Source organism: Pseudomonas sp. B707 (assembly GCF_022496685.1).
Taxonomy (GTDB): domain Bacteria; phylum Pseudomonadota; class Gammaproteobacteria; order Pseudomonadales; family Pseudomonadaceae; genus Aquipseudomonas; species Aquipseudomonas paraglycinae.
The window spans coordinates 1-22,572 of record NZ_WTVE01000014.1 but is presented as its reverse complement, the minus strand read 5'-3'; the positions used below and the strand labels follow the sequence as shown (position 1 = coordinate 22,572).

The following is a 22,572-nucleotide window of genomic DNA, read 5'->3' as shown; positions in this document are numbered from 1 at the left end:
GTCTGCTCTCTTATGTCCCGTCCTCAACGTCCACCTTCCCGCCGCCACGGCGCGAAGCCAGCTTCTTCAGCCCCGCGCCGGGTCGCCAAGGCACCACCGGCCGAACCGAAGCTGATCCTGTTCAACAAACCGTTCGATGTGCTGACCCAATTCAGCGACGGCGAAGGGCGGGCGACGCTCAAGGATTACATCGACATTCCGGGCATTTATCCGGCCGGACGGCTGGACCGCGACAGCGAAGGTTTGCTGCTGCTGACCAACGACGGCCAGTTGCAGGCGCGGATCGCCGACCCCAAGCACAAACTGGCGAAAACCTATTGGGTACAGGTCGAAGGCGTGCCGACAGCCGAGCAGTTGCAGCGCCTGCGTGACGGCGTCGAGTTGAATGACGGCATGACCTTGCCCGCCGAAGCGCGGCAACTGGATGAGCCCGAGCTGTGGCCGCGCAAGCCACCGGTGCGCTTTCGCGCAACGATTCCGACAACTTGGCTGGAACTGGTGATTCGCGAAGGACGCAACCGCCAGGTGCGGCGGATGACGGCGGCGGTCGGGCTGCCGACGTTGCGGCTGGTGCGGGTCAGGATTGGTGACTGGACGATCGAAGGGCTCGATCAGGGACAGTGGAAAGAAGTGCCGGCGCGCTTATAAGGCGCCGGACTCGATCAGGCCGATCACCACGCTCTTGATGATGAATGCGGCCACGCCCAGGCCCAGCACGAAAAACAGAATGAACGAGCCAAAGCGCCCGGCCTTGGACTTCTTCGCCAGATCCCAGACGATGAAACCCATGAAAATGATCAGGATGCTGACCAGACCGGTCATCATCCACTCTTCAAATACTGCTGGATCCATCGGGTTCTCCGGCACGCACGGGGCTAAAAGGGCGCGGCGAGTATACGCCAAGGGGGGCGGGGTGGCATTGATCTGGGTCTGATCCGACGACTGGCCCTCACCCTAACCCTCTCCCGGGGGGAGAGGGGACTGACCGAGGTGTCTGGCGTCATACATCGACCTGAAATTTCCAGTCGATTATGGATTCACAGCAGGGCGTTCAGGTCGGCGTACTTCTCGAGCAACCCACCGTCGGCCCCCTCTCCCTACGGGAGAGGGCTGGGCGGGCGGCGTTCCGATGAGGGCAGCTCTTGATCAGCTACGCAGATGCGTGAGAGGCAATTCGGTGCTATTGAGCACCTGATTCAGCACAAAGCTCGAGCGCACGCTGGTCACGCCTTCAATCCGCGTCAGATGCCCCAGCAGCAGCTTCTGATAGTGATCCATGTCCGGCACCACCACTTTCAGCTGATAATCGGCATCGACACCGGTGACCAGGCTGCATTCCAGCACTTGCGGCAAGGTGCGGATCGCCGCTTCGAAGTTCTCGAAACGTTCCGGTGTGTGTCGGTCCATGCCGATCAGCACGTAGGCGGTCAGGCTCAGGCCGAGCATCTTGCGATCGAGCAGGGCAACCTGACGGGAGATGTAGCCATCGTCCTCCAGTTGCTTGACCCGGCGCGAGCACGGGGAGGGCGACAGACCGATGCGCTCGGCCAGTTCCTGGTTGGAGATGCGGGCGTCGCGCTGCAATTCCGCCAAAATACTCAGGTCGTAACGGTCGAGTTTGCTCATCAAACGGTCCTTTGTCTTAACTATTGCGGCGGATTATCTATCCAGGGTTAAAAATTGCGCAAGTGATGTTTATTTGAGCAATCTTCGCAATCATCTGTCGCGGCGCCGGGCCTATTCTTATCACCAGAATCACTGCTCGGTAACACAGTCCACGCGGCCCGCCCAATCCGGCCTGCCGCGGCCGCCACCCCCACCGGGGTTGTGCCGGCCCCCGAGCTGCACACTGTCCAGAAGACGGCGTGAGGTGAGCCGATGTCAAAAGCGTCGAGCCAGGACGAAGTTCTCTAGAAGGGAGGCCGACGGGTCTCCCTTTTTTCTTGCCCGCGATTTGACTCTTCTCGCTCAATAAATAAATGACGTGACTGATAACCTGTAGCAGAACCCGGTGTGCCCATCCCCGGTCTTAGCTACACGCCCTCTTAATTTCAGGCTCTAGTCCGCAGTGAGGAATTTCATGAAGTCGCGCATCTGGCGTCTGGCCAGTGTTGGTTTGCTGTGTGTGAGTGTCGGTGCGCAAGCGCTGGCGGACGAGCCGCAGAATCGCGGCCCGGACGGCGGTGGACGCGGGCCTGAGCATCAGGGCAACAATCAGGGCCATGGCGGTGGCAATCAGCAGCGCGGCCAGAACAATCCGCAGCGGCAGAACAACGACATCATTCGTGGCGACAACAGCCGGCAGTTCGAGCACAACGGCCAGCAGAATCACGGCCAACCGAACAACGGCCAGTGGCAGAACCAGAACCAGCCACGTCCTGCCTACAACCCCAACCCGGTGCGCCAGCCGCCACCGCCGCCGCAACTGCCGGCCAATGACCTGCCGATCCAGCCGCGCCCGGACACCGTGCGCCAGACCCAGGAACCCCGTCAGGGTTACTACCGCGACGAGCGCCCGCAGAATGGTTATCGCCAGAACTGGCAGACCGGCAACCGCCCCAACGACAATCGCTGGCCGGGTCGCCCGGACGGGCATGGCAACGGCTGGGGCCCGGGCCCGCAATACCGGCCGGGCCATGTGATCGACCGTTTCCCGGATCGGGATTACCGTGTGCCGTATCGCGGCCAGGACTATTTCTACTCCGGCGGCTACTGGTATCGCCCGCAAGGCCCGCGCTATATCGTGGTTCAGCCGCCGCGCGGGATTCGCATCCAGTACCTGCCGGATTACGCTCGTGAAGTGTGGATCGGCGGTTCGCTGCTGTTCCTCGCCGCCGGCTCGTACTACGCCTATCAGGAGGCGACCCAGGATTACGTGGTGGTCGAGCCGCCGGTGCAGCAGCCACCGCAGCCGACCGGCAATGGCTATGACGTGGAAGCCTATCCGGCCAACGGTCAATCACCGGAGCAGGTTCAACGCGACGGGTACGAGTGTTATCAGTACGCGGTGCAGCAGAGCGGCTTCAATCCGCGCACCGCGACTTATCAACCGGCACCCGAAGTGGTGCAGGCCTACCGTCAGGCCCAGGGCAATTGCCTGAGCAGTCGCGGTTATCAGGTCAACTACTGAGCCCGAGCGGCTTTGACCACTTCCTGCGGGTCGGCGTGCACCAGCACTTCGGCCCGTGGGTAGGCTTTGTGAATGGCATCGGCCGCCTGATCGCTGATGCCGTGAGCCACTGACAGCGTCAGTTCCCCCGGCAGTTCCAGGTGCAACTGCACGAACCAGTGATTGCCGGAAATCCGTGTGCGCAAATCATGTGCGCCCAATACCCCCGGTACACCGCACGCCAGTTCGAGCATGTGCTGACTGACATCCGTCGGCAGCTCTTCATCCATCAACACCGAAAAACTTTCCCGGGCGATCTGAATCGCGCTCCACAGAATGTACGCCGCAATTCCCAGACCGAACCACGCATCCAGCTGATCGAACCCCAATCCGGCCAACACCAGCGCAATCAGAATGCTGCCGTTGAGTAACAGGTCCGAACGGTAATGCAGTGAATCCGCCCGCACGGCGTTGGAGCCGGTCTGCTTGATCACCCGATGCTGCAGCATCAACAGCGCCGCCGTCAGCAACAGGGAAAACACGATCACCCCGATGCTCAGCCAAGGCGCGCCGAGCGGCTCCGGATTTTTCAGGCGCTCATAAGCCTGAAACGCGATCAGCACCGCACTGCCGCCAATGAACAGCGCCTGCGCCATGCCCGCCAGGGATTCGGCTTTGCCGTGACCATAACGGTGATCGTCATCCGCCGGGCGCAGCGCGTAATGCACCGCCAGCAGATTGAGCAACGAAGTGACGCCATCGAGGGCCGAGTCGGTGAGGCCGGCGAGCATGCTCACCGAACCGCTCAGCCACCAGGCGATGGCTTTGGCGATGATCAGCGTACAGGCCACCGCCACCGAGGCGCGGGTCGCCAGCCGCAGCAGGCGGGCGTGTTCGGTGCTTGTGGTCATGGGTGCGTCTATTCCTTAAGCGGCAGGTTGCAGGCCGAACATCGCCAGTTGCTGGGTGCTGCCCTTGTGCTGGATCAGGCGCGGGTCGTCCAGCGGCAGATTGCGGCCCAGCTCCGTTTCGAGAATAGCCTGCAACTTCAAGTTATCGACCTGACCGTCCGGGCCGATGGCTTGCTTGAGCTTGGCCGGATCGACCTGCGCCGTGTGGCCCGGTTCGAAGTAGATCGCGCCAGTGGCGAAGTCCACGGCAAACGCGATCACGCCGGGAAGGATATAGAACAACAGGCCCACGGCATCGAGCACGGCAATCGCCGGGTCGATCTTGCCGTCGATCTGGCCGCGCCGGTCTGGGTAGAAAATCGAACCGCACGCGGTGATCTGAGTGAGCAGGGTGGCAACCAGTACACCGCCGATCAGGCGAAAAGGTAAGCGCATGGGAATCTCCTGAGTCATCTATTAACGAAGCGTCATCGTGTGAAGTTAAGACCCTGACGAACGCCTGGCAGTTCGCCGTTATACTCGGCCCTCTGTTTTGGAGCCAGTATGAATTCGTTGCCGATCGATGACGTTTTACCTGCCCTGCGTGAAGCCCTCGCGACACGCCACGAAGCCGTGCTCGAAGCACCGCCCGGCGCCGGTAAAACCACCCGCGTGCCCTTGGCCCTGCTCAATGAAGCGTGGCTGAGCGGGCAGACCATCCTCATGCTCGAACCGCGTCGACTGGCGGCGCGTGCAGCGGCGGAGCGGCTGGCCAGCGAGCTGGGCGAGAAGGTCGGTGAAACCGTCGGTTACCGCATCCGCCTCGACAGCAAGGTCGGCCCCAATACGCGCATCGAAGTGGTCACCGAAGGCATTCTCACCCGGCGTCTGCAGGACGACCCGGCGCTGGAAGGCGTGGGTCTGCTGATCTTCGACGAATTTCACGAACGCAGTCTCGACGCCGATCTGGCGCTGGCCCTCAGTCTGAACGGTCGCGAGCTGTTTCGAGCTGAACAACCGCTGAAGATTCTGCTGATGTCCGCCACCCTTGAAGGCGAACGTCTGGCCGGGTTGCTCGACGACGCGCCGATCCTGCGCAGCGAAGGCCGGATGTTCCCGGTGACGATGCGCTGGGGCCGGCCGTTCCAGCCCGGCGAATACATCGATCAACGCGTCACGCAAACGGTGCTCGAAGCCCTGCACGATGAAACCGGCAGCCTGTTGGTGTTCCTGCCGGGGCAGGCGGAAATCCGACGTGTCCATCAACAATTGGCGGACGCCATCGGTGAGCGCAGCGACGTGTTGCTCTGCCCGTTGCACGGCGAACTCGACCTGAATGCCCAGCGTGCCGCCATCGACCCGGCGCCGGCAGGTCAACGCAAAGTGGTGCTGGCCACCAACATCGCTGAGACCAGTCTGACCATCAACGGTGTACGCGTGGTGATCGACGCCGGGCTGGCGCGAGTGCCGCGTTTCGATCCGGGCAGCGGCATGACCCGCCTCGACACTCAGCGCATCTCCAAAGCCAGTGCCACCCAGCGAGCGGGCCGGGCAGGGCGTCTGGAACCTGGCGTGTGTTATCGACTGTGGTCGCAGGATCAGCATGAACAGCTGGCGGCTTATGGCAGTGCGGAAATCCTCTCGGCGGATCTGGCTGGCCTGGCTTTGCAACTCGGTCGCTGGGGCGTGGCGCCGAGTGATCTGATCTGGCTGGACGTGCCGCCGGCGGCCGCTTATGCACAGGCTCAGGATCTGTTGCAGCGCCTCGGTGCACTGGACGGTGAAAGCCTCAACCGTCACGGGCAGGCCATGGCTGAATTGCCGGCCCATCCGCGCATCGCGCATTTGCTGTTGCGTGGTCAGGCACTGGGCTTGGCGACCATGGCGTGCGACGTCGCCGCGTTGCTCGGCGAGCGCGACATTTTGCGCGGTGCCGGGGCGGATCTGCACAGCCGTCTGGTGCTGCTGTCCGGCGAAGAACGCGCGGCCCGTGGTGCCCAGGGCGGCGTGCAGTGCGCCCGGCAACTGGCGCGGCAATATCGTGGATACCTGCGCGGCAAGGCGAGCGAACCAGTTGCCGACCCGGATCACCCACGCTGGCTCGGCGCCTTGCTGGCGCTGGCCTACCCGGACCGCGTCGCTCAGCAGCGGCGTGCCGGTGGTGCCGAATATCGTCTGGCCAACGGCCGTGCGGCGCTGTTCGCCGAAGCCGACAGCCTGATGAAGGAACCGTGGATCGTGATCGCCGACCTCGGCAGCCGTCAGGGTCAGCGCGAAGAGCGGATTTATCTGGCGGCGGATTTCGATCCGGCGCTGTTCGATTCGGTGCTGGCGGAACAGGTGCACAACGTCGATCAACTGGACTGGGACGAACGCGAAGGCGTGCTGCGCGCCGAGCGCCAACGCAAGGTCGGCGAACTGATCCTCAGCCGCGAACCGCTGACCGGTCTCGACGAAAACGCCCGCAGCCAGGCGCTGGTCAATCTGGTGCGGCGCAAGGGGCTGGAGCTGCTGCCGTGGACCCCGGAACTGCGCCAGTGGCAGGCGCGAGTCGCCTTGCTGCGCCAGCTCGACCTTGACGCCAAGGGCGACAGCCAATGGCCGGATGTCAGCGACGCCACCCTGCTGAAAACCCTCGAAGACTGGCTGATGCCTTATCTGGGCAAGGTCTCGCGCCTCAGCCATTTCGCCAACCTCGACTTGTCGAGCATCGTGCGCAATCTGCTGCCATGGCCGCTGCCACAACAGCTCGACGAACAGGCGCCGCATCACCTGAGCGTGCCGTCAGGCTCGTCGATTCGCCTCGACTACAGCGAACAACCACCGATACTCGCCGTGCGCTTGCAGGAGCTATTCGGCCTGGCCGACACACCGCGCATCGCCGGCGGCCGGCAGGTGGTCAAGCTGCACCTGCTGTCGCCCGCGCGGCGTCCGGTGCAGGTGACGCAGGATCTGGCCAACTTCTGGCGCAGCACCTATGCCGAGGTGAAGAAGGATCTGAAGGGGCGGTATCCGAAGCACTATTGGCCGGATGATCCGCTGGTGGCTGAAGCCACCGCCCGGGCCAAGCCGCGCGGTACGTGAGGGTCAGCGGCTGGCCTTGGCGGTCAGCTGCTCCCGGCAATAATCGGCAAACAACTGCGCCGGTTTGGTCAGTTGTCCGCGTTTGAGCCACGCGGCCACGAGGCCTGAGCCGGTGACGTCTTCGACGATGTCCACGCACACGACTTTCTTGCCGTCGTAGGTGCATTCCGAGTGCGGGCGGGTCACCAGGATCGAGAAGCCGAAACCCTGGCCGACCATGCCGCGCACCATTTCGATCGACGGCGAGCTGAAATCGATGCGTGGCGACAGCCCGAGTTCTTCGAACAGGCTGACGAAGTAGGTGCGGCTCGGTTGCACGTCGAGCAGGATCATCGGTTCCAGGCACAAGTCCCGCAGCGAAACCTGCTTGAGCTGGGCGAAGCGGTGATCTGCCGGGAGCAGGGCGTAAGGCCGTTGGGCCGGCATCAGGGGTTCGGTTTCGATGGTGGCGTCGAGGTCGTGTTTGTAGAGGATTGCCAGGTCGAAGGTGCCCGAGGTCAGGCCTTGCACCAGTTCCTGTTGTTCGCCGTCGCGGATGCGGATCTTCACCCCCGGATACAGCGCCGAGAAGCCGGCAATCAGTTGCGGCAGGTACAGCGGCGCCACCGTTTCAAAACAGCCGATATCGATCTGCCCGGCCACCACGTCGTTGTCGGCGAGGGCGTTCTGTTCGAACTCCTTGGCCATGCGCAGCAGTTCCTGGGCCTTGCGGAAGAACCGCGCGCCGCTAGGCGTTAGCGACACGCCTTGGGCGTGATGGCGGATCAGCAGTTGCACGCCGAAGCTGTCTTCCAGCCCCTTGATCGCCGTGGAAATCGCTGGTTGCGCGATGTACAGCTTGCGCGACGCTTCGGCGACGCTGCCGCATTCGACGGTGGTGATGAAGTATTTCAACTGACGCAGGTTGTAAGCGGCCACGGTGAACCTCAAAGCGAACGGATTCCACATCCAAGCAATTTGTAAGCCGCCGGCCTCCGTTCTGTCGGCGGTTTTTTTGTCTCTGAACAATAGCCCCATACGCGCGCGAAGGGGCCATCGGCTGGTTACCTTTTTTATTGTCTGCGAAGACATTTTTACTGGTTTTAGCTCGCACAAGCCTGAGCGACTATCGACTGCGCAGTGTTCGCAAAAGAATAAAAGTCCAAGGAGCAACCACCGTGTTCGAGCTTGCAGACTGGCAGCGCAAGGCCGCTGAATTGAGCTATCCGTACCAGGCCGTGATCAACGGCAAACTGCGTGCGGCGCAGTCGGGGCAGACCTTTGCCGCGATCAACCCGGCCACCGGTCAGCTGCTGGCAAACGTCGCCGCGTGTGGTGAAGAGGATGTCGACGCGGCGGTGCAGAATGCGCGACAGGTGTTCGAGGCCGGCACCTGGGCCGGGCGTTCACCGACCGAGCGCAAGCAAGTGCTGCTGCGGCTGGCGGATCTGATTCTGGCCCATCGCGAAGAGCTGGCGCTGCTCGATTCGCTGAACATGGGCAAGCCGGTGACGGACGCTTACAACATCGACGTCCCGGGCGCCGCCGGGGTGTTTCGCTGGTACGCCGAAAGTCTCGACAAACTCTACGATCAGGTCGCGCCGAGCGCCTCGAATGTACTGGCGACCATCACCCGCGAAGCGCTGGGCGTGGTCGCTGCGGTGGTGCCTTGGAATTTCCCACTGGACATGGCGGCGTGGAAACTCGCCCCGGCGCTGGCGGCGGGCAACTCGGTCATTCTCAAACCCGCCGAACAATCGCCGTTTTCCGCGTTGCGTCTGGCCGAACTGGCGCTGGAAGCCGGGCTGCCGGCCGGTGTGCTGAACGTGCTGCCGGGGCTCGGCGAACAGGCCGGCAAAGCCTTGGGCTTGCACCCGGATGTCGATTGTCTGGTGTTCACCGGCTCGACCCAGGTCGGCAAATATTTCATGCAGTACTCCGCACAGTCGAACCTCAAGCAGGTATGGCTGGAGTGCGGCGGCAAGAGCGCCAACCTGGTGTTCGCCGACTGCAAGGATCTGGATCTGGCGGCGCAGAAAGCCGCGTTCGGGATCTTCTTCAATCAGGGCGAAGTCTGTTCGGCCAACTCGCGGTTGCTGGTGGAGCGCTCGATTCATGATGAGTTCGTCGAGCGCCTGAAGGCTCAAGCCGAACGCTGGCAGCCGGGCGATCCGCTGGACCCGGCGAGTGCGGCCGGGGCAATCGTCGATACTCGTCAGACCGAAAGCATTCTGCGCTTCATCAACCAGGCCGAGCGCGAAGGCGCGACCCGCGTATGCGGCGGGCGGCAGCTGAGTTTCAACGGCTCTGACAACTTCATTCAGCCAACGATTTTCACCGACGTGCAGCCGCACATGACCCTGTTCCGCGAAGAAGTCTTCGGCCCGGTGCTGGCGGTGATTCCGTTCGATGACGAGGCCCACGCCTTGCAACTGGCCAACGACAGCGTCTACGGTCTGGCGGCGTCGCTGTGGACCGATGATCTGCACCGCGCCCATCGGGTGGCGCGGCAATTGCGAGCCGGTACGGTGTCGGTCAACAGCGTCGATGCGCTGGACGTGACCGTGCCGTTCGGCGGCGGCAGGCAATCCGGTTTCGGCCGCGATCTGTCGCTGCACTCGTTCGACAAATGCACCCAGTTGAAAACCACCTGGTTTCAACTGCGCTCATGACAGCCGCTCACAACAAAAAAGGAGATCCGGCGATGACCACCTCACGTGAAACCCGCGACTACCAGGCCGCCGATGCAGCGCACCACATTCATGCGTTCGTCGACCAGAAGGCCCTCAACGACGAAGGCCCACGGGTGATGGTGCGTGGTGACCGCCTGCATCTGTGGGACAACGACGGTCGGCGCTACCTCGACGGCATGTCCGGGCTGTGGTGCACCAACCTCGGCTACGGACGCAAGGATCTGAACGCCGCCGCGAGCCGGCAGCTGGAGCAGTTGCCGTACTACAACATGTTTTTCCACACCACCCACCCGCAGGTGATCGAGCTCTCCGAGCTGCTGTTCAGCCTGCTGCCGGGGCACTACAGCCACGCGATCTACACCAACTCCGGCTCCGAGGCCAACGAGGTGCTGATCCGTACCGTGCGCCGTTACTGGCAGGTGCTGGGCAAGCCCGAGAAGAAAATCATGATCGGCCGCTGGAACGGCTATCACGGTTCGACCCTGGCCGCGACGGCCCTCGGTGGCATGAAATTCATGCACGAAATGGGCGGGATGATTCCCGACATCGCGCACATCGACGAGCCGTACTTCTTCGCCCACGAAGGCAATCTGACCCCGGCTGAATTCGGCCTGCGGGCTGCGCAGCAACTGGAAGCGAAGATCCTCGAACTGGGCGCCGACAAGGTCGCCGGATTCATCGCCGAACCGTTCCAGGGCGCGGGCGGGATGATCTTCCCGCCGGAAAGCTACTGGCCGGAAATCCAGCGTATCTGCCGCAAGTACGACGTGCTGTTGTGTGCCGATGAAGTGATCGGCGGCTTTGGTCGCACCGGCGAATGGTTCGCCCACGAATACTTCGGTTTCGAGCCGGACACCCTGTCCATCGCCAAGGGCCTGACCTCCGGATACATCCCGATGGGCGGCCTGATCCTGTCGAAGAAAATGGCCGACGTGCTGGTGGAGCAGGGCGGTGTGTTCGCCCACGGCCTGACCTATTCCGGGCACCCGGTGGCGGCGGCGGTGGCGATTGCCAACCTCAAGGCCCTGCGCGATGAAGGCGTGGTGACGCGGGTCAAGGATGACATCGGCCCGTACCTGCAACAGTGCCTGCGCGAGGTGTTCGGCAATCACCCGTTGGTGGGCGATATACAGGGCACGGGCATGGTTGCGGCGCTGCAACTGGCCGAGGACAAGGCCACGCGCAAGCGCTTCGCCAATGAGAACGACATCGCCTGGCGCTGCCGCACGATCGGTTTTGAAGAGGGGGTGATCATTCGCTCGACCCTGGGGCGGATGATCATGGCGCCGGCGTTGATTGCCAGTCGTGAAGAGATTGACGAGCTGGTGGGTAAGACCCTGAAAGCGGTTGATCGTACGGCGCAGGAATACGGCCGGCTCTAACTCCCCCGATCGCTCGTTCCGTGTCCTGATCGTTCCCACGCTCTGCGTGGGAATGCCTCAAGGGACGCTCCGCGTTCCAGCTCTCGAATGGGACGCAGAGCGTCCCGGGCTGCATTCCCACGCAGAGCGTGGGAACGATCTCCGCCAGACTTTTTCCCAATCTGCACCCACCTCGGGCACCCCCGCCCGACGCGCCCTTTCGCGGTGCGCACTACCCAGTTTTTTCATCGTTCGCGTCTAACTATTTCCTCGTTTTCCTGACGCCAAGCCTGGGTCAACATCGATTTCGCCAGCCAAGGCATTGCCCGCCAGAGTCCAGCAGAGACCGCAGCGTGCAATCGCGACACCACGGCTGGCCGTACTGCCCATGACAACTAAATCAACAGCGTTGGGAGTGCTCCATGAACAAGTCCTTGTTTACCCGTCTTGCATGTCCTCTGGCGATTTCCGCCCTTTGCGTCACCGCCGCCCAGGCCGGCACCTTGTCGATCGGCCACACCACGTGGGTCGGTTACGGCACCCTGTATCTGGCTCAGGATCTGGGCTACTTCAAGGAAAACGGCCTGACCGTCGAATTGCCGGTGGTCGAAGAGGCGTCGATGTACATGGCCGCCCAGGCGTCCGGGCAATTGTCCGGCTCGGCCTCGACCATCGACGAAGTGCTGAAGTACCGCCCGCAGTTCTGCTTCAAAGCCGTGGCCGCGCTGGATGACAGCCATGGCGGCGACGGCGTGCTGGTCGGCAAGAACGTCAAGAGCCTGCAAGAACTCAAGGGCCAGGCGGTGGCCGTCAACGAAGGGTCGACCTCGCAGTTCTGGCTCTCGTACCTGCTGAAAAAGAACGGCATGAGCATGAGCGACATCACCGTGCAGAACATGACCGCCGACGATGCCGCCACCGCGTTCATCGCCGGTCGCGTGCCGGCCGCCGTGACCTGGGAGCCGCATCTGTCGATGGTGCGCGACAAGCAGCAGGGCAAAGTGCTGATCGACAGCAGCAGTACGCCGGGGGTGATCGTCGATGTGGTGGCGCTCAACTGCACGGTGATCGAGAAGCAGCCGGAAGACGTCAAGGCACTGGTCGCCGGCCTCTACAAAGCGGTTCAGTACACCAAGGATCATCCACAGAAAGCCTACGAAATCATGGCCAAGGGCGTCGGCGGTTACCTGTCCGATCCGAAGGAACTGGCCGCCGCCGCGCAGGGCGTGCGCTTCTACGATCAGGCCATGAGCGAAAAACTCCTTGGCTCGCCGGGCAAGCCGGGTGACAGCGCGCCGCTGATCAAACTGGCCAACGAAACCGCCAGCGAATTGCAGGGCAAGCCCTACAACGTCAGCAACGATGATCTGGTGGATAACCGTTTCGTCAGCCCGCTCTAGGAGACTGGTCATGTTCAAGCGCAATTCATGGCTGAGCCGCTGCATCACGCCGAAGACCGGATTGCCGGTGCCGGTGGTGTGGAGCGCCAGCGGGCTGGCCTGGGTGTTGCTGGTCGGCCTGTGGGCCGGGTTGTCTTATGGCGGCGTCGTGCCGGGGATGTTCCTGCCGACGCCCGGCGCGGTGGTCGAAGCCGCCGTGCGCCTGAGCCGCGACGGCACCCTTGGCCAGCATGTCTGGGCCAGTGTCGAAGTGGTGATGGTCGGCTTCATCGTGTCGTCGCTGGTGGCGGTGCCGCTGGGCTTGCTGATGGGCAGCTTTCGCATCGTCCAGGCGTTCCTCGAACCGCTGGTCAATTTCATCCGCTACCTGCCGGTGACCTCGTTCGTGCCGCTGTTCATCCTGTGGATCGGCATCGGTCTGGAACAGCGAGTGTCGGTGATCATTTTCGGCGTGTTCTTCCAGCAACTGGTGATGATCGCCGACGTGTCCAAAGGCATCTCCAAGGATTTGATCAACGCCTCCTACACCCTCGGCTCCAACCGGCGTGACGCGGTGCTGCACGTGATCGCCCCGGCGTCGTTGCCCGGCGTGCTCGACACCTTGCGGGTGACCATGGGCTGGGCCTGGACGTATCTGGTGGTCGCCGAACTGGTCGCCGCATCGAGCGGCCTCGGTTACTTGAGCCTCAAGGCCATGCGCGGCTTTCAGGTCGATGTGATTTTTCTCGCCATCGCGATCATCGGCCTGCTCGGCCTGGTCACCGATCAACTGTTTCGCTTCTTGCGTTTGAGGATTGCCGCATGGGCTCAGTAACCGCTGCCAACCGTCGTTTCATCGAGCCGGTCGCCGCACCGGCCCACGCCGCGCCAAGGTTGCAGGTGGACAAGGTCAGCCTGCGCTACAGCAAACCCGGTGGCGGTACGTTTACCGCGCTGGAAGAAGTGTCGTTCGAGGTGCCGGACCAGCAGTTCGCGGTACTGGTCGGGCCGTCCGGTTGCGGCAAGTCGAGTCTGCTGTACCTCACCGCTGGCCTCGCCGAGCCGACCTCCGGCGAGATCTACGTTGGCGGTCAGCAAGTGCAGGGCCCCGGCGCGGATCGCGGGATGGTGTTTCAGAGCTACACGCTGTTCCCGTGGCTGACCGTGCGGCAGAACGTTGAATTTGGCCTCAAGCGTCGGGGCAGGCCGGCGGCGCGGCGCAAGGAAATTGTCGATCACTATGTCCACGAAGTCGGCTTGTCAGGATTTGCCGACAACTACGCCAAGCAGTTGTCCGGCGGCATGATGCAACGGGTGGCGATTGCCCGGGCATTGGCCAACGATCCGCAGATCCTGCTGATGGACGAACCCTTCGGCGCCCTCGACAGCCAGACCCGCCTGCAAATGCAGCAGCTGTTATTGCGGGTGTGGGGCAACAGCAAGAAAACCGTGCTGTTCGTCACCCACGACATCGACGAAGCGATCCTGCTCGGCGATCGGGTGTATGTGATGGGCGCCAGGCCGGGGCGGATCAAGCAGATTCTCGATGTGCCGATCGAACGCCCGCGCACGCTGGACATGGTCATGGAGCGCTCGTTCATCGACATGAAGCGGCAGATCTTCGGGCTGTTGCACGATGATCTCGAAGGGTCCCATTGAGGTCAGTTGGGTGGCAGGAGGAACTTCGCAATCACCGGTAAATGATCGGAGATGCGCAACGTATCGTCCTGCCGCACCGTGGCTTCGACCCGTTTGATCTTCGGGCTGTAGAACAGGTAATCGACCGTGCGGTCCGGGCCGTTGAGGCCGGGGTCGTTGGGGTAATGGGTCAGCCACTTGGCGCGGTCGATGCCGCTGGCTTCGTTGTTGGTCGGGATCATCGGGTACTTGTCCCACAGCACATGCAGCGCACTGTCGGCGGAGTACGGCGTGCGCTGCTCGGTGGGCAGGCGCCGGTACTGGCCGAGCGGCAACAGGTTGAAGTCACCACCGATCAGCCACGGCGTGCCGTGGCTTTCGTGTTTGTCGAGGACCTTGGCCACCGCTGTCACCTGCGCCTGCAAGGTGTCGTCCGGCTGGGTGGCGCGATCCAGATGGGTGTTGAACACCACCAGTTGCCCGCCATCGCTGAGCGGCAGGGTGGTGGCGAGCAGGGCATCTTTCGGCTGGAACTGACGGCTGATGAGGTTCGCCGGCTGCACCGGCAATTGCAGGCGCTCGGCGTGTTCGATGCGGTAGCGGCTGAGGGTGGCGAGTTGCCGGCCGACGCTGCCGAAGATGTGCGGATCCGGGACGAAATCGGCCTTCCAGTCGAAGGCGTGGGCGCTGCACGGGTAGAGGTCGGTCAGACGCTCCTGCAACAGCTTGAGCTGGTTCTGGTAGTCGCTGGCCTTGGCGCCGTCATCCAGTTCCTGCAACAGCACCACGTCGGGCTGTTCGTCGCGGATCACCCGCGCCACCTCATCGAGGCTGAACGCCATGTCTTCCGGAGTCGGGGCTTCGTCGTCGCCTTGCGCCAGGTCATTCCAGAACACGTAGCGCTTGCCGGCCAGGTATTGCACGTTCCAGGTCATGACCTTCAGAGCCTGACCGGGGACCAGCATCGGCGGTTGCCCGGTGCAACTGACCGGCAGGGTTTCCCGGGCGTCGGGGCGCCAGGTCAGGCTGTAGATCAGCGTGCCGATCAGGGCGAGGACGAACAGTGCGGGCAACAGGATGTAGCGCAGTAGACGGGTCATGGCTCGGCTTATAGCGATACGGAAGTGGTCCCGAGCATACCCGAGACCCATCCATCAGCCCAAGCTCGGTGCAGTCAGACTATTCCGTCACGTTTGTCGGGCAATTCGCTAATCAGCATGAACAGGCGGAACAGCACCACGCTAGTGAACAGTTGCAGGAAGCTGTGGCCACTGTCGATCAGCACCGCAATCAAAGGATTCTGCGGATCGGGATAGACCTGCAAAGTCAGGCCCTTGAGCAGCCACAGCGGCCCCATCACACACAGAATGCACACCAGAATCCGCAGAAAATGCCCACGACTCAGGCGCAGGCTTTCCTTCATTGCCTGCAACGGGCCGTAACCACGCAGCACCAGCAGGTATTCGCCGAAGGCCAGAGTGACCATCAGCCACAGGCCCGGCAGGAAATACAGCGACAGACCCAGCAGGATCAACAGCGTGTTCAGCGCTGTCAGCAGGGCAAAGCGCGGCCACAGACGAGCGGCCATCGCCAGCAGATCGCGGGTTTGCGGGGATTCGCCGCGGGTGCGGGCATCGAGAAACAGAATCAGCGCGGCGGTGTACAGCGGATACACCAGCAGGCCGACGATCACGCTGATGGCCGAGTAACCGTCCGGGTCGCTGGCATGGTCGACCACCTGTTGCAGCACGGCTTCGACAATCACCAGCGGCAGGCACAACTGGACGATCCGGCCCAGATTGCGTTTGAAGAAATACAGGGAGTCGCGCAGCACATCGAAGGCATTCATCAGTCGGTATCGCAGGTCAAAAACAGTGGCCCACTTTAACCGATGATCCGTTTCGCTGCGCAAACGTAAACGTTCGGTAAAGGTCATTGAAACATTCTGTTGCTGCCTCCATTACAGAGGTGCACCTTCTCCGACGTGGAGGAGGGCAACGTTATCCCCGGCAATCTACGAGGTCGCCATGAACAGCGAAGAACAAACCCTGATCGATGGACTGTTTTCCCGGCTGCAACAGGCCGAAACGGAGGCAGCCCCGCGCGACGCCCAGGCCGAGGCGCGGATCAAGGAACACCTGACGCGCCAGCCGGCCGCAGGTTATTTCATGACCCAGGCGATTCTGGTGCAGGAGGCTGCCCTCAAGAGCCTCGACGAACAGAACAAACAACTGACTCAACAGGTCAAGCAATTGCAGGCCGAACTGCAATCGGCCAAGGCGCAAAGCGCGCCGCCGGCCTCCAGCGGCGGTGGCTTCCTGTCGAGCATTTTTGGTGGCAGCAGCTCGCGCCCCGCACCGACCCAGAGCGCCCCGACCTCCACTGGCGGCTGGCGTGAACCGGCACCTCAGCAGAACTTCGGTGCGCCACCACCGGGTTATGGCCAGCAACAAGCGGCCCCGGCGGCCGGCAGCAGCTTCCTCGGCGGCGCCCTGAAAACCGCCGCCGGTGTGGCCGGTGGCGTGATGCTGGCACAAGGCATCAGCAGCCTGTTCCATCACAACCAGCAGCCGGAAGAAATCGTCGAAGTCATCAAGGAAGAGCCAGCTCAGGTCAACGACCAGAGCAACAACGGCTGGGGCGATGACCAGCGCATGGCCAACAACGATTCCTACGGTAATGATCAGGGCGGCTTCACCGACACCGACTACAGCGATGACAACTCATCGTTCTTCGATGACGACGATTCCTTCGTCTGATTCACCATTCGTCCGGGGCGCCTGATCGCCCCGGGCCGATTATTCGCGGAACCTTCCTTCGGGCTGGCATACTGAGCGCCTTTTTCGGGCCTGGTGCCTGATCCGGCTCATGCGCGTCAGCGCTCACAGGAACTCCGGTGAAAAAAATCGCAGTGTTCGCCGATGTGCAGAACCTCTACTACACCGTGCGTCAGGCCTATGGTTGCCACTTCAACTACGCGGCGCTGTGGGCGGATGTCAGCCAGCACGGGCAGATCGTCGAGGCCTACGCCTACGCGATCGACCGGGGCGACAGCAAACAGCAGCAGTTCCAGCAGATCCTGCGCAACCTCGGTTTCACCGTGAAACTCAAACCCTACATCCAGCGCAGCGACGGCTCGGCCAAGGGCGACTGGGACGTGGGCATCACCCTCGACATCATGGACGCCGCCGACCACGTCGACGAAATCGTCCTGGCCTCCGGTGATGGCGACTTCGACATGCTGCTCGAACGCATTATCAACAAACACGGCGTGCAAGCGGTGGCCTACGGCGTTCCCGGCCTGACCGCCAACTCGCTGATCCGCGCCGCCAGCCGTTACGTGCCGATCGAAGGCGCACTGCTGTTGAAAAATTGAGCGCAAGCTCAAGACTTGATTTGGACGGAGTACAACCCGGTTTGGAACGCATTGCAGTCATCGACTTTGAAACCACCGGCATCTCGCCGAGCAGCAGCTGCCGGGCCACGGAAATCGCCGTGGTCATGCTGGAAAACGGCCGCATCGTCGAGCGTTACCAGAGCCTGATGAACGCCGGCGTACGCGTCCCGGCCTTCATCGAACAACTCACCGGCATCAGCAACGCCATGCTGCGCACCGCGCCGTCGGCCGAGCGGGTGATGAACGAAGTCAACGAATTCGTCGGCTGCACACCCCTGCTGGCGCACAACGCCGCGTTCGACCAGAAGTTCTGGGACTTCGAACTGGGCCGGATCAAACGCACCCGCCTGCAGAACTTCGCCTGCTCGCTGCTGCTGGCGCGGCGCTTGATGCCTGCTGCGCCGAATCACAAGCTCGGTACGCTCACTACCTTCGCCCAACTGCCGCATACCGGCCAGGCGCACAGGGCGATGGCGGATGCGGAGATGGCGGCGAATTTGCTGGCGCATCTGGCGGATGAGTTGCGGCGCAAGCATGGGGTGCGGGAGCTATCGCACGACTTGCTGTGCAAATTGCAGAAAGTCCCGGCAGCGAAAGTCGGCGAGCACCTGCAACGCTATCGCTGATTTTCAGGCAAACACATTTCGCTGTTGATCGTTCCCACGTCGAGGCGTCGAACCGTCCGCGTGGGAATGCAGCCCGGGACGCTCCGCGTCCCTTCCAAAGCCGAACGCGGAGCGTCCGTTGAGGCATTCCCACGCAGAGCGTGGGAACGAGCGGGACGGGAAGGTTACTTGCCGTTCCCTTCGATATGCCCCAATGGCACCCGCTTCTCTATCGCACTCGACAACACGATCGACGTTTTGCTGAACCCGAATTTCGCCACCCGGTTGATCAGCTCTTCCAGCTCGGTCATCGAACCCACCGCGGCCTTCATGATCACGCACGGATCGCCCGTCACTCGAAAGCACTCGGTCAGTTGCGGAATTTTCACCAGTTCGTCGTAGACCTTTTGACTGCCGTTCTGGTGGAGGCGCAATTCGATCACGCACTGGATCGGCAAGCCGATTTTCGACAGGTCGATGTTCGCCTGATACCCGGTGATTACTCCGGCCGCCTCAAGTTTGGCCACGCGCTCGGCGACGGCGGGGGCGGAGAGGTTCACTTTGCGGGCGAGGTCGGCGTAGGACGCGCGACCGTTTTCGAGCAGGGCGCCGAGCAGCATGCGGTCGTATTTGTCCAAGGTCGGACTCCTGAAAATGCCAGACTTTCGAAATCGCGGTTAAGACCGTCGATCTCCGTGTTTTCAAAAGTGTACCGGCGCTATAAACAGGTTTTGTAACTTATTTTTAGCGGTTGGCCTTTCTAGAATAACCAATCCACTGAGTCTGACTTTCGAGCTGCCCATGTCTGCCTTGCGCCGTTTTTCCTTGCCCTTGATCGCTGCGTTTTTTGCGTTGTACGTGATTTGGGGATCGACCTATCTGGTGATCCGCATCGGCGTCGAGTACTGGCCGCCGCTGATGCTCGGTGGTGTGCGCTTCGTGATTGCCGGCACTCTGATGTACGCGTTTCTGCGCTGGCGCGGTGCACCGGCGCCGACCTGGGCGCAGTGGAAGGCGGCGGGGATCATCGGGATTCTGTTGCTCAGTTTCGGTAACGGCGCGGTGACGCTGGCCGAGCACAGTGGCGTGGCCTCGGGTGTCGCGGCGTTGGCGGTGGCGACGGTGCCGCTGTTCACTTTGCTCTGCGGTTATCTCTGGGGGGCGCGCAACACCCGCCTGGAGTGGGCCGGGGTGGTGATGGGGATTATCGGCATCGCGATGCTCAACATGGGCTCCAACCTGCAATCGAGTCCGCTGGGCGCGGCGTTGCTGATTTTCGCGGCAGCGAGCTGGGCGTTCGGTTCGGTGTGGAGCAAACACCTGCCGCTGCCTCAGGGCGCAATGGCCAGTGCCGTGGAAATGCTGGTTGGTGGGGCGGTGTTGCTGATCGGCAGCGCGGCCAGCGGTGAACACCTGCAGGCTATGCCGCCGCTGGAAGGCTGGCTGGCGCTGGCGTACCTGATCTTCTTCGGCTCGATCATCGCCTTCAACGCTTACATGTATCTGTTGAAAAACGTTCGTCCGGCGGCAGCCACCAGTTATGCCTACGTCAACCCGGCGGTGGCGGTGTTGCTGGGGATCGTGTTTGTCGGCGAGACCATCGGCATCGAAGAAGCGCTGGCGATGCTGGTGATCATCGGCGCGGTGGTGCTGATCAGTCTGCCACAGTGGCGGCGTCCGGCGCGGCCGCCGGTGGTCAGCGAGCCGGCTGCCGCAGCGAAGGTCATAGCGACGGAGCAGCGTGCGAATTAGGGTAAACTGCGCGCCATCGCATACTCGTTTTGCACAATCTGCTCTGATTTTTCCTACGGTACTCCCATGACTTTCGCCACCCTTGGCCTGATCGAACCCTTGCTGCGCTCCCTCGAGAAGCTCGGCTACCAGACCCCGACGCCGGTGCAGGCGCAAGCCATTCCGGCCGTGCTGGCCGGTCGCGACCTGATGGCCGCGGCCCAGACCGGCACCGGCAAGACCGCAGGTTTTGCTTTGCCGCTGCTGCAACTGCTGGCGATGGAAGGGCCGAAAGTCACCGCCAACTCGGTGCGTGCGCTGATTCTGGTGCCGACCCGCGAGCTGGCCGAACAAGTCCACGAAGCCGTGCGCCAGTACGCTGAAAACCTGCCGCTGCGTACTTATGCAGTGTACGGCGGCGTCAGCATCAACCCGCAAATGATGAAGCTGCGTGGCGGCGTCGATCTGCTGGTGGCGACTCCGGGCCGTCTGCTCGATCTGTTCCGTCAGAACGCGCTGAAGTTCAACCAGCTGCAAACTCTGGTGCTGGACGAAGCCGACCGCATGCTCGACCTGGGCTTTTCCGAGGAGCTGGCGAACATTTACCGCGCGCTGCCGAAGAAACGTCAGACGTTGCTGTTCTCCGCAACCTTCTCCGATGACATCCGCCTGCTGGCCGGGCAGATGCTCAACGATCCGCTGAGCATCGAAGTCAGCCCGCGCAACGTGGCCGCCAACACCGTCAAGCAGTGGGTGGTGACGGTGGACAAGAAGCGCAAGCCGGAACTGTTCGTGCACCTGATGCGCAAGAACAAGTGGAAGCAGGTGCTGGTGTTCGCCAAGACCCGAAATGGTGTGGACGCGCTGGTCGAGAAACTTCAGGGCCTGGGCGTGAACGCCGACGGCATCCACGGCGACAAGCCGCAAGCGACCCGGCAGCGGGCGCTGGATCGGTTCAAGCTGAGCGAAGTGCAGATTCTGGTGGCCACTGATGTTGCTGCCCGTGGTCTGGATATCGAAGATTTGCCGCTGGTGGTCAACTTTGATCTGCCGATCGTGGCCGAGGATTACATTCACCGTATCGGCCGGACTGGCCGCGCGGGTTCGACCGGTGAGGCGATTTCGCTGGTGTGCGCTGATGAAGTGAACATGTTGTCGGCGATTGAAATGCTGACTCGCAGCACGTTGAAGCGTGAGGTTGAGCCGGACTTCGTGCCGGAGCACCGCGTGCCGGACACCGATGCCAGTGGCCAGGTGATCAAGAAGCCGAAGAAACCGAAGAAGCCGAAAGCTTCCGGTGGTGGCGGTGGCAAGCGCAATCTGGGCAAGTGGGTGGACAGCGGCGAGACTCAGGCGCCGGAGCCTTCGATCAAGCCTGTGCGCAAGGTGCCGGTGTTCAATACCGGGCCGCGTAAGCGTAAGCCTTAAAGATTGCCTTAAAGATCAAAAGCCCCCTCACCCTAGCCCTCTCCCGGTGTATGTACCGGAGACATGGTGGACACATGTTCGGGGACATGGTGGACGGTTTTCAAATCCGCTTACCTGATACAACGGTCTGTTGAATCAAGTCAATTCGGGCAATGCGATGTCTGCTCCAGTAGACATCGTAGATGCCATCTTCTGTCGTTCCCCTGATCGCTATCAGCTCCCCGATGAAGGCCTTTCCGATCAGGAATTGGCTGCTTCTCCAGTACATCTCGCCATTGCCCTGAACTTTCCTGACCAAATCTCCTTCCGCGTACTCCAGGACAGGCCGGGTCTCTTGGTATTCAAGCGGGCTACTGCTGTAGCGGCTCGCTGGAACCCCCATTCCCAAGGCTTGATGCGGGCGCTTCTGATTGTAAGTTTCTCGCCAGATATCGAAGGCTTTTTGTGCTCCGACGAGATCGATAAAGCACTGACTCTGCAGAACTTCGGCCTTCAAGCTGCGATGGAATCGCTCAATCTTGCCCTGAGTTTGTGGATGGTAGGGCCGGGAGTGGCTGACCCGGATGCCCTGTCTCATCAGCCAGACTTCCAGGGCGGTGTAGACCCCGGTTTGGTCACCCCATGGCGAACCGTTATCCATGGTCATGCGTTGCGGCAGACCGTATCGGCGAAACACTCCAACAAGCTGTTCTTCCACGGTTTGGCGTTGTTGATTGGCGCAAGCGGCGATGCACAACGAGAAGCGGGAATGGTCATCCAATATCGTCAAAGGGTGGCAGCGGCCATGACGCATACCGACGTGTCCCTTGAAGTCCATCTGCCACAAATCATTGGGTGCGTCATGCTCGAAACGGATGAACGGTTTGATCTCGGCGGCCTTTGGATCAACGCGCGAATGACGCTGTAAAACCGCATGCACGGTGCTGACGGAAGGCATCACTAAACCCTTGTCTTCCAGCACGCGTTTGAGCTTGCGAGCGCCCCAAGCCGCGTACTCCTGACTCACGTTCAGAATCTGCTTCTCCACCTCGTCAGCACAACGTTTGGGTGACGTCTTCGGTCGTCGTGACTGATTGTTCAGACCCTCGGCCCCTGATTTTTCAAACCTGCTGAGCCATTTGTAGGCAGTGCTTGGGCTGATGTTGAATCGACGGCAAAGCTGCCGAACATTGGCCCCTTCTTGCCGAGCCAAAAGCACGAATTCTGTACGTAGCTGCACGGTAGACACCTCTTCCCAAGACACAGGCCATCTCCTTCGCGATGAGCAATGTGTCTATT

22 protein-coding genes are annotated in these 22,572 nt (G+C 61.9%); 13 read left to right on the top strand and 9 right to left on the bottom strand.

The features are described from left to right. The first annotated feature begins 12 nt into the window (after window positions 1-12). The gene (locus tag GQX66_RS04845) at window positions 13-648 is read left to right on the top strand and encodes a pseudouridine synthase (RefSeq protein ID WP_134020957.1); all 636 of its coding nucleotides are present in this window, start codon (window positions 13-15) and stop codon (window positions 646-648) included. Here GQX66_RS04845 and GQX66_RS04840 read toward each other — a convergent pair. Then, window positions 643-852: a DUF2788 domain-containing protein gene (locus GQX66_RS04840; protein WP_003228500.1), complete on the bottom strand. Its 210-nt coding sequence runs from the start codon at window positions 850-852 to the stop codon at window positions 643-645. The genes GQX66_RS04845 and GQX66_RS04840 overlap by 6 nt on opposite strands. Window positions 853-1,146: 294 nt before the next feature. After that, complete coding sequence (locus GQX66_RS04835) at window positions 1,147-1,626, bottom strand: Lrp/AsnC family transcriptional regulator (RefSeq protein ID WP_007909658.1); 480 nt, start codon at window positions 1,624-1,626, stop codon at window positions 1,147-1,149. A 454-nt stretch (window positions 1,627-2,080) separates the two neighbouring features. On the opposite strand from GQX66_RS04835, the gene GQX66_RS04830 reads away from it, so the two are divergent. Continuing rightward, complete coding sequence (locus tag GQX66_RS04830) at window positions 2,081-3,130, top strand: DUF6515 family protein (RefSeq protein WP_240867141.1); 1,050 nt, start codon at window positions 2,081-2,083, stop codon at window positions 3,128-3,130. Here GQX66_RS04830 and GQX66_RS04825 read toward each other — a convergent pair. Both GQX66_RS04825 and GQX66_RS04820 read right to left on the bottom strand, forming a co-directional pair. Then, entirely contained in the window at window positions 3,124-4,020 is an 897-nt protein-coding gene (locus GQX66_RS04825) for a cation diffusion facilitator family transporter (RefSeq protein WP_134020963.1), read from the bottom strand. The two genes, GQX66_RS04830 and GQX66_RS04825, sit on opposite strands and share 7 nt — an antisense overlap. Before the next feature lie 15 nt (window positions 4,021-4,035). Next, window positions 4,036-4,455, bottom strand: a complete 420-nt coding sequence (locus GQX66_RS04820) for a hypothetical protein (RefSeq protein WP_039771823.1) — start codon at window positions 4,453-4,455, stop codon at window positions 4,036-4,038. A gap of 108 nt (window positions 4,456-4,563) precedes the next feature. Between GQX66_RS04820 and hrpB the strand changes: the two genes are divergently transcribed. Beyond that, a complete protein-coding gene (hrpB, locus tag GQX66_RS04815) occupies window positions 4,564-7,083 on the top strand; it encodes an ATP-dependent helicase HrpB (RefSeq protein WP_240867108.1) in 2,520 nt (839 codons plus the stop codon). A gap of 3 nt (window positions 7,084-7,086) precedes the next feature. Here the strand turns inward: hrpB and GQX66_RS04810 are convergent, their stop codons facing one another. Further along, window positions 7,087-8,001 carry a LysR substrate-binding domain-containing protein gene (locus GQX66_RS04810; protein ID WP_085747763.1) on the bottom strand — a complete coding sequence of 305 codons (915 nt, stop codon included), beginning with the start codon at window positions 7,999-8,001 and terminating at the stop codon, window positions 7,087-7,089. Window positions 8,002-8,240: 239 nt separating this feature from the next. Here GQX66_RS04810 and GQX66_RS04805 point away from each other — a divergent pair, with 239 nt between their 5' ends. The 5 genes from GQX66_RS04805 to GQX66_RS04785 all read left to right on the top strand — a co-directional run bounded on the left by GQX66_RS04805 (window position 8,241) and on the right by GQX66_RS04785 (window position 14,154). Beyond that, on the top strand, window positions 8,241-9,734 hold the full coding sequence (locus tag GQX66_RS04805) for an aldehyde dehydrogenase (RefSeq protein WP_240867105.1): 1,494 nt from the start codon (window positions 8,241-8,243) through the stop codon (window positions 9,732-9,734). A gap of 32 nt (window positions 9,735-9,766) precedes the next feature. Continuing rightward, window positions 9,767-11,137, top strand: a complete 1,371-nt coding sequence (locus GQX66_RS04800; protein ID WP_064382156.1) for an aspartate aminotransferase family protein — start codon at window positions 9,767-9,769, stop codon at window positions 11,135-11,137. 401 nt (window positions 11,138-11,538) lie between these two features. Next, complete coding sequence (locus GQX66_RS04795; protein ID WP_236188844.1) at window positions 11,539-12,516, top strand: ABC transporter substrate-binding protein; 978 nt, start codon at window positions 11,539-11,541, stop codon at window positions 12,514-12,516. Window positions 12,517-12,526: 10 nt separating this feature from the next. Then, a complete protein-coding gene (locus GQX66_RS04790; protein ID WP_064599626.1) occupies window positions 12,527-13,330 on the top strand; it encodes an ABC transporter permease in 804 nt (267 codons plus the stop codon). Then, complete coding sequence (locus tag GQX66_RS04785) at window positions 13,318-14,154, top strand: ABC transporter ATP-binding protein (RefSeq protein ID WP_240867104.1); 837 nt, start codon at window positions 13,318-13,320, stop codon at window positions 14,152-14,154. Before GQX66_RS04790 ends, GQX66_RS04785 begins: the two co-directional genes overlap by 13 nt. Window positions 14,155-14,156: 2 nt before the next feature. On the opposite strand, the gene GQX66_RS04780 is transcribed toward GQX66_RS04785, so the two are convergent. Then, a complete protein-coding gene (locus tag GQX66_RS04780; RefSeq protein ID WP_085747669.1) occupies window positions 14,157-15,233 on the bottom strand; it encodes an endonuclease/exonuclease/phosphatase family protein in 1,077 nt (358 codons plus the stop codon). A gap of 74 nt (window positions 15,234-15,307) precedes the next feature. Continuing rightward, window positions 15,308-15,982, bottom strand: a complete 675-nt coding sequence (locus GQX66_RS04775) for a YciC family protein (protein WP_218189661.1) — start codon at window positions 15,980-15,982, stop codon at window positions 15,308-15,310. Window positions 15,983-16,160: 178 nt separating this feature from the next. Between GQX66_RS04775 and GQX66_RS04770 the strand changes: the two genes are divergently transcribed. The 3 genes from GQX66_RS04770 to GQX66_RS04760 all read left to right on the top strand — a co-directional run bounded on the left by GQX66_RS04770 (window position 16,161) and on the right by GQX66_RS04760 (window position 18,156). Continuing rightward, window positions 16,161-16,892 (top strand): DUF2076 domain-containing protein, encoded by a 732-nt coding sequence (locus GQX66_RS04770; RefSeq protein WP_240867100.1) that lies wholly within the window; start codon window positions 16,161-16,163, stop codon window positions 16,890-16,892. A 137-nt stretch (window positions 16,893-17,029) separates the two neighbouring features. Continuing rightward, on the top strand, window positions 17,030-17,509 hold the full coding sequence (locus GQX66_RS04765) for an NYN domain-containing protein (RefSeq protein ID WP_007958730.1): 480 nt from the start codon (window positions 17,030-17,032) through the stop codon (window positions 17,507-17,509). 41 nt (window positions 17,510-17,550) lie between these two features. Further along, a complete protein-coding gene (locus tag GQX66_RS04760) occupies window positions 17,551-18,156 on the top strand; it encodes a 3'-5' exonuclease (RefSeq protein WP_134020986.1) in 606 nt (201 codons plus the stop codon). 164 nt (window positions 18,157-18,320) lie between these two features. On the opposite strand, the gene GQX66_RS04755 is transcribed toward GQX66_RS04760, so the two are convergent. Next, window positions 18,321-18,773 (bottom strand): Lrp/AsnC family transcriptional regulator, encoded by a 453-nt coding sequence (locus GQX66_RS04755; protein ID WP_240867087.1) that lies wholly within the window; start codon window positions 18,771-18,773, stop codon window positions 18,321-18,323. A gap of 163 nt (window positions 18,774-18,936) precedes the next feature. On the opposite strand from GQX66_RS04755, the gene yedA reads away from it, so the two are divergent. Further along, window positions 18,937-19,887: a drug/metabolite exporter YedA gene (yedA, locus tag GQX66_RS04750; RefSeq protein ID WP_102686346.1), complete on the top strand. Its 951-nt coding sequence runs from the start codon at window positions 18,937-18,939 to the stop codon at window positions 19,885-19,887. Window positions 19,888-19,953: 66 nt separating this feature from the next. Further along, complete coding sequence (locus tag GQX66_RS04745) at window positions 19,954-21,294, top strand: DEAD/DEAH box helicase (RefSeq protein WP_085747675.1); 1,341 nt, start codon at window positions 19,954-19,956, stop codon at window positions 21,292-21,294. A 100-nt stretch (window positions 21,295-21,394) separates the two neighbouring features. Here the strand turns inward: GQX66_RS04745 and GQX66_RS04740 are convergent, their stop codons facing one another. Then, entirely contained in the window at window positions 21,395-22,537 is a 1,143-nt protein-coding gene (locus tag GQX66_RS04740; RefSeq protein WP_085746414.1) for an IS481 family transposase, read from the bottom strand. Between the last annotated feature and the right edge of the window lie 35 nt (window positions 22,538-22,572).